Raw genomic sequence first — 3,268 nt, forward strand, 5'->3', positions numbered from 1 at the left:
CAATTCTACCTCGCTAACTTTCTGTCTACGCTTAAAATGTTACGTTACCGCAACATCTCTAAGACTCGATACAACGCGATTTGCTAAATCTTACCTTGACAGGATTCCCACCCGCTAGAATATACGCCCTGTCGGGACGCATCATGAATGGTTGCCGTACCCCAAAACAGGATACTTCTTGAAGCCAAAAAATTAGGCCTAAACATAAGTTATTCTTCAAGGTTAGCATAACTTTTACCAGTAGAATAAAGTATTTTCATGACTAACTATGCCGAAAAAGTTAGCCTTTCTTTCTTATCGTCTTTTTACCGTAATCTTTTGCGGATGTATCTTAAATTTTAGTTACCTCCAAAGGGGTATTTACTGACTAATAATAAAAGCTGGCATATAGCGTATTTGCTATGCCAGCTTTTTTAATTAGTTCTAAATCCTTATCTCGTGTAGAAGTTCTTCAGACAAAAGTAAACTTATTGAGCCTATCATTATCTCAATATTGGTAATGTAGATCCTCCAAAGGGCATTATCAAAACTTCAGCATCCTTGCCTTGTTCTTCAAAAGCCTTATCTACTGCATCTTGCACATCACTAAAAGGTTCCATAAATATTTTTTTTACAAATTCTGCTTCCATTTCAGAAACTAAAAATATTTTTGAATCTTGTAGAACCATTGCAATTGCTGCTGCTTTATGTCCTCCAAGTTCAAAGTTCTTTTGTATATCCTCTATTAAGTTCTCAGGAAAAGTTGCTCCAAGCATCCATCTTTCAAATACCTTTTCACCTAATCCTTCTACACAGGAAGCTACTAAAATTATAATACCTCCCTTTTTAACTGCATGTTTTGCATTATCTAATGCTTTTTGAGACTGATACATGTTAATATCTTTTGGGTATCCACCTGGAGTGGTAATGACTATATCTGCTTTACTTTCTATTACTATTTTATTAGCTACATCTAAAAACTTGCATCCTTCTCTGTGAGCCTTGATATAATGTCCTGCTACTGCTTTTATTATTTGTTTCTTTTTATCCAAAACTACATTTACAATAAAATCTATAGGACAGTACTCAATTGCCTCCTCCAAATCCTGTCTAACCGGATTAGTATCCAAGTTTCCAGTTTTAGCTTCTGACTCAGCCATTCTACTGTGGTTTGCTTGAATAGCCGCTCTAGTGGAAACTCCAGGCATAATTGCCTTTGCACCACCACTATATCCAGCAAAATAATGATATTCAATGTTTCCAAGGCATATTCTCATATCTGCCTCAGCTACTTCTGTAAAAACATCTATTGGGGTTCCACGTTTTGTGAAGCCTAAATGCTTAAAATTATTTGGATTGCTGTCTATACATCTAATTCTGTTATATACCTCTTCACCTATTAAGTATTTTTTTTCATCATCTGTATGCGATCTGTGACTCCCTAGAGCAAGAACAATTGTTATATCACTATCGCGTACCCCAGCATCTGCTAGCTCATTTAAAACAACTGGAAGTACCATTTTACTAGGCATTGGTCTAGTAATATCACTAGTAATAATGACTATTTTCTTCCCAAGTAATGCTATCTCTTTTAATCCTTTTGAACCAATTGGGTTTTCCATAGCTCTTTTTACTTCTTCTTCATTCATTAGATCTATTTCTATTTTATTAGGTAAGATTTCTCCTATCAAATTATCTTTTTCTACATTAAAAGTCACTGTTCTCTTTCCAAATCCAAATTTAAATTCCATATAACGTCACCTCCACGAAACTTCTCATTAAAACACTTTATTAAACGCTTTTTTCATTGCTTTAATTAAAGGCATTTCTTGTCCAGATAAGAACTGGACCATGGCACCTCCGGCTGTACATACATAACTTATATCTTTTAAATCTATAAATTTTTGCGCTGCACTTACCGTATCTCCTCCACCAATTACAGAATATCCATTTGATTTGGCAATAGACTCCCATATTTCTTTAGTTCCGTTTTCGAAAATCTCTTTTTCATAAACACCTGCAGGTCCATTTACAAAAATCGTACCAGCATTATTTATCTCCTTGTCAAATTCTTTAATTGTCTTAGACCCAATATCTAGTAGTGATTCTTCTATTGGTAAACTAGCTATAGCAATTTCTATTCTTTTTCCATCTTTCTCATAAGCCAAATCGGATGGGAAAATGATTTTATCTGGATATTTGGCTAAATACTCTTTTGCTGGCTTTACAAACACCTCTAAAGATCTATCTTTTATGAATTTCTCATTGATTTTACCTATAGAATATCCGCTTGCCATAAGCATTATGTTCCCTGTTACTCCAGAAGCTAAAATTTTATCTGCAGTTCCATTTTCAAGCACCTGCCTCATCATGGCAAAAGCATCTGAGATCTTAGCTCCACCTAATACAAAAACTGATGGTTTATCAGGATCTTCCATCACCTTTGTCAGCGCTGTTAACTCTTTCATCATAAGAAGTCCACCTGCTGTAGGTAGCAATTCTTGAAATGCAACCATGGATGGTGCATTTCTATGTGCTGCTGAAAAAGCATCATTAACATAATAATCTACAAGGGGAGCTATATTTCTAATCAAATAAGTATTTAACATCTGCTGAGGCTCAAGCTTAACTGCATTTTCAAAAGTAGAAACTTCTTCTGTTAAATAACGCAAATTCCCAAGTAAAACAACTTCCCCAGGCAATAAATTATTGATTGCCTCTTGCGCCGCCGGCCCTGCTACATCATCAACATATTTCACTATTATTCCCAGTTTACTTGAAAGCTTTTCTGCATGTTCTTCCATTGGAATTAAGTTTACATAATCCAGTGTATCTCCTTGATGTGCGATAATCACCAGTTTGGCCCTTTGATCCAAAATATATTTAATTGTTGGGATGCTCATATTAATTCTATTTTCGCTTATTATCCTCTTTGTATCAGGATGAATTGTAGAGTTAATATCGAGTCTTAATAAGACTGTTTTTTCTCTATAATCAAATTCATCCATTCCTTTTATTCCAAATTCTATTTTTACAGCCATTTTCCCATCCCCAAATACATATTCGTCTTTCCAACTGCTTCTAATCTATCTGATTGCATTCCCATTGCTGCTCGAATCGCATCTATGTTTTCAGGTATTACTACTGCTTCTTGTGGTATATTAATAGCAAACATGATATCATCACCTGACTCTACTATTGAATCTTCCCAAACAGCAATTTCATACATGTCGCCTCTTGGATTTCCAAGATCTCTTGCATATCTGAAGAGTGATGCATTCCCAAGGAA

The 3,268-nt window shown here is 35.1% G+C and carries 2 protein-coding genes and 1 pseudogene; all 3 read right to left on the reverse strand.

Annotation, left to right across the window (positions count from 1 at the left end; all coding sequences use genetic code 11):
• Positions 1-482: 482 nt before the first annotated feature.
• Positions 483-1,730 carry a nickel-dependent lactate racemase gene (larA, locus tag JJE11_RS16990; RefSeq protein WP_291637762.1) on the reverse strand — a complete coding sequence of 416 codons (1,248 nt, stop codon included), beginning with the start codon at positions 1,728-1,730 and terminating at the stop codon, positions 483-485.
• Between the two features lie 27 nt (positions 1,731-1,757).
• Positions 1,758-3,020 carry a phosphoglycerate kinase gene (pgk, locus tag JJE11_RS16995; protein WP_291637764.1) on the reverse strand — a complete coding sequence of 421 codons (1,263 nt, stop codon included), beginning with the start codon at positions 3,018-3,020 and terminating at the stop codon, positions 1,758-1,760.
• Positions 3,011-3,268, reverse strand: a pseudogene (locus JJE11_RS17000) (type II glyceraldehyde-3-phosphate dehydrogenase); the annotation flags it as partial. The pseudogene JJE11_RS17000 and the gene pgk, both read right to left, overlap by 10 nt.

The organism is Clostridium sp. (genome assembly GCF_016650095.1).
In the GTDB taxonomy this organism is placed as follows: Bacteria; Bacillota; Clostridia; order Clostridiales; family Clostridiaceae; genus Clostridium_AD.

What these genes read in the sequence shown, in the direction of transcription:
- pgk (WP_291637764.1), bottom strand. Translation starts at nt 3,020, where the DNA reads ATGGCTGTAAAAATAGAATTTGGAATAAAAGGAATGGATGAATTTGAT.
- larA (WP_291637762.1), bottom strand. Translation starts at nt 1,730, where the DNA reads ATGGAATTTAAATTTGGATTTGGAAAGAGAACAGTGACTTTTAATGTA.